Source organism: Shewanella benthica KT99 (genome assembly GCF_000172075.1).
Classification (GTDB): domain Bacteria; phylum Pseudomonadota; class Gammaproteobacteria; order Enterobacterales; family Shewanellaceae; genus Shewanella; species Shewanella benthica_A.
Window position 1 is genome coordinate 1 of the sequence record NZ_ABIC01000087.1, and the last position, 3,905, is coordinate 3,905.

Sequence of the window (3,905 nt, forward strand, 5' to 3'; positions counted from 1 at the left end):
AGTCGCTATGCCTTTATCCCTGTGCATGTCAGCGAAAGTTGTGGCCAGGGAGATCAAGATATAGTAGTAGGCGAGATTGAACCTTCTCAAGAGGAGCGTCCAAATCCGTTTGCAGTGTTAGAAAAACTGAAGAGCAAGTAACCTAGGAGACAGGTCCAATGGCTGTACAAAAGAACAAAAAATCTCGTTCAAAGCGCGGAATGCGCCGTTCACATGATTCATTGAGCACTCCTCAATTATCAATTGACTCAACGAGTGGTGAATTACACCTACGTCACAACGTGACTGCGGATGGTTTTTACCGTGGTCAGAAGGTTATCAACAAGTAATTTGTTGCTAACTAAATGACTAATCTGACGCTCGCGTTAGATGCGATGGGGGGCGATCATGGTCCCCACATCACAGTGCCTGCATCCCTGCAGGCGCTGCGTTTATCTTCCTTTCTTCGTATTATCCTCGTGGGTAATGAAGCCGAAATCACGCCATATCTTTCCCATGCAGAGCACAGTGTCCGATCGCGAATAGAGATCTTGCATACGACTCAAGTCGTGAGCATGTCAGACAGGCCCGTTCATGCGCTGAGAAATCGCAAACAAAGTTCGATGCGATTAGCCATAGAACTGGTTCGTGATGGCAAGGCTGATGCCTGTTTGAGTGCGGGAAATACCGGCGCCCTGATGGCAATATCTAAGATTTTGTTAAAAACACTACCTGGGATAGACAGACCGGCGCTTGTGAGTTGTCTTCCTGCCGTGAATGAGACCCCAGTCTATCTACTCGATCTTGGCGCCAATGTCTCATGCTGCTCGGAAACCTTGTTTCAATTTGCCGTAATGGGCTCGGTATTATGCGAAGCCGTAGATAAGAATCCTTCACCTAAGGTGGCCTTACTCAATGTTGGTATCGAAGAGATCAAAGGTAATGATCAGGTTCAGCAGGCCGGCCAACTTTTACAGCAGAGCCCTCAGCTCAATTATGTCGGCTTTATCGAAGGTAATGACCTCTTTTCGGGGAAGGTCGATGTCATTGTTTGCGATGGTTTCGTAGGAAATATCACCCTAAAAACTTCAGAAGGTATTGCCAGATTACTGGTAGACCAATTAAAAAAAGGCCTGAAACAAGGCTTCTTTGTTCGATTAATGGCCAAATTTCTCACGCCTCGTATCAATTCTGTGCTGAATCAGATGAACCCCGACCACTACAATGGTGCAAGTTTGATAGGATTGCGCGGAATTGTAGTAAAAAGTCATGGAAGTGCTGATGAATCTGCTTATTTACAAGCGATTAATCTGGCAGTGACCGAGGCTCAACGTCGACTCCCTCAGATGATTGAAGAACGTCTAGAGTCGATTCTTTTAGACATTAATAGCTGATATCTCCTTTATGCATACAAAAATTCTTGGAACTGGTGGTTATCTACCAGAACAGGTGCGTAGCAATGCTGATCTGGAAAAGATGGTTGAAACCACAGATCAGTGGATTGTTGAACGTACAGGTATTTCAGAGCGTAGAATCGCCGCCCCAGACGAGACAGTGTCTACTATGGGCTATCAAGCTGCACTTAAAGCCTTGGAAATGGCTGGGTTAGACGCATCTGAACTCGATATGATCGTGTGTGGTACGACGAGTGCAACTAACGCATTTCCCGCAGCGGCCTGCGAAATCCAGGCTATGTTGGGTGTTCATACTATTCCCGCATTCGATATCGCCGCCGCATGCTCAGGCTTCGTTTATGCGCTTTCTATTGCCGATCAATATGTTAAATCCGGTGCGGCTAAAAATGTTTTAGTCATAGGCGCGGATGTGCTATCACGCCTGTGTGAGCCCAATGACCGCAGTACTGTTATTTTATTTGGTGATGGTGCTGGGGCCGTTGTGATTGGTGCTTCGAACGAGCCGGGTATCATTTCGACCCATATCTATGCCGATGGTCGTCAAGGCGATCTACTTAAATGTGCTTTCCCGCCTCGCCCGGGTGAATCTTCTGCAGCCATGGGATATATGACCATGAAAGGCAATGATGTTTTCAAGGTTGCAGTGAATAAGCTTGCCCATGTGGTGACGGAAACCTTAAGGATTAATCAGCTTGATAAGTCTGAAATTGACTGGTTGGTTCCTCATCAGGCAAACTTCAGGATCATCAAGGCTACGGCGAAGAAGCTCGATATGAGTTTGGATAAAGTGGTATTGACCTTAGCCAAACATGGTAATACGTCAGCAGCCTCCGTCCCTATCGCGTTGGATGAAGCCGTCCGTGATGGTCGAATTAAGCGCGGCCAGCTTATTTTGCTCGAAGCATTTGGCGCTGGCTTTGCATGGGGCAGTGCACTGGTCCGTTTTTAATCTTGTTTAAGCAGGCGGGTAAAGCCTGTGTTAAACATCAAGATGTTTTATGAGTTGTCATAGGTAAATATTATGGAAAATTCTGCTTTCGTTTTCCCTGGTCAAGGCTCTCAGGCCATTGGCATGTTGGCCGAACTTGCTGTTGAGCACAATATCATCGCGCAAACTTTTTCTCAGGCAAGTGATGTACTAGGCTATGATCTGTGGGATCTGGTGCAGCAAGGCCCAGTTGAAACCCTTAATGAAACGGATAAGACCCAGCCTGCACTGTTGACCGCAAGCGTGGCTATTTGGCGAGTTTATCAAGCCAGTGGTAAGACCCTGCCTAAGATCATGGCGGGTCACAGTTTAGGTGAGTATTCGGCCCTGGTATGCGCCGGCGTGATGGATTTTATCGATGCTATCAAGCTGGTCGAACTTCGTGGACAACTCATGCTGCAAGCGGTGCCAGCGGGTACCGGTGCCATGTTTGCCATTATCGGTCTGGATAATGATGCTATCGCTAAGGCGTGTGAAGATGGGGCCGAAGGTGAAGTCGTCACTCCGGTCAATTACAATAGTCCGGGTCAGGTCGTCATCGCCGGCAGCAAGGCCGCAGTTGAACGCGCCGCAGCCTTATGTAAGGAGGCGGGGGCTAAGATGGTGGTTGCACTGCCTGTTAGTGTGCCGTCACATTGTGAATTGATGCGTCCGGCTGCTGAAAAATTGGCTGTCGCGCTTGAGAGCATAGAGTTTAAAACACCACAAATAACCGTTATTAATAATGTGGATGTAGCAAGCCCTGAGTCTGCTGCAGAGATCAAGGATGCCTTGGTCCGTCAGCTCTATTGTCCCGTACTTTGGTCTGAGACGGTGAAAGCCATCTCGGAGCAAGGAGTGACACATTTGTTTGAAATGGGACCCGGCAAAGTATTAACCGGGTTAGCGAAACGAATCGATCGGTCGTTAACAGCGAAAGTGGTCAACGATGTGGCATCCCTTGCAGCATTGACCGAATAGGAGATTGTAATGAGCGTAACAATAGATTTATCTGGAAAAGTCGCCTTGGTGACTGGCGCGAGTCGTGGTATCGGCCGCGCTGTTGCTGAAACGCTGGTATCTGCAGGTGCAACCGTTATCGGTACCGCGACCAGCGAACGTGGTGCTGCGGCAATTCAGCAGTATCTGGGTGACAATGGTTTCGGTTTGGTGCTCGATGTCACGGATAAAGATTCAGTGGCTGATTTATTTTCTGCTATCAAAGATAAAGTTGGTGATGTCAATATTCTGGTCAATAATGCCGGTATTACCCGTGACAACCTGCTGATGCGCATGAAGGAAGAGGAGTGGGGAGACATCATAGACACCAACCTGACTTCGGTATTCAGAATGTCTAAAGCTGTGATGCGATCCATGATGAAGAAACGTAATGGACGTATCATCAATATCGGTTCTGTCGTAGGTTCCATGGGCAATCCAGGTCAAACAAACTATTGCGCTGCGAAAGCCGGGATACTTGGATTTACAAAATCTCTTGCAAAGGAGGTTGCATCTCGTCAAATAACAGTGAATGCTATGCTCCT

General features: G+C 47.6%; 5 protein-coding genes. All 5 read left to right on the forward strand.

Going from position 1 to position 3,905, the window contains the following annotated elements; translation table 11 throughout:
- The first annotated feature begins 158 nt into the window (after positions 1-158).
- A complete protein-coding gene (gene rpmF / locus KT99_RS19465; RefSeq protein ID WP_005503694.1) occupies positions 159-329 on the forward strand; it encodes a 50S ribosomal protein L32 in 171 nt (56 codons plus the stop codon).
- Positions 330-344: 15 nt separating this feature from the next.
- The gene (gene plsX, locus KT99_RS19470; RefSeq protein ID WP_005503695.1) at positions 345-1,373 is read left to right on the forward strand and encodes a phosphate acyltransferase PlsX; all 1,029 of its coding nucleotides are present in this window, start codon (positions 345-347) and stop codon (positions 1,371-1,373) included.
- Positions 1,374-1,383: 10 nt separating this feature from the next.
- Positions 1,384-2,343, forward strand: a complete 960-nt coding sequence (locus tag KT99_RS19475) for a beta-ketoacyl-ACP synthase III (protein WP_005503696.1) — start codon at positions 1,384-1,386, stop codon at positions 2,341-2,343.
- A gap of 72 nt (positions 2,344-2,415) precedes the next feature.
- A complete protein-coding gene (gene fabD / locus KT99_RS19480; RefSeq protein WP_005503697.1) occupies positions 2,416-3,342 on the forward strand; it encodes an ACP S-malonyltransferase in 927 nt (308 codons plus the stop codon).
- Between the two features lie 9 nt (positions 3,343-3,351).
- Positions 3,352-3,905: 3-oxoacyl-ACP reductase family protein (locus KT99_RS19485; RefSeq protein WP_005503698.1), on the forward strand; the 554-nt coding region annotated here is incomplete at its 3' end.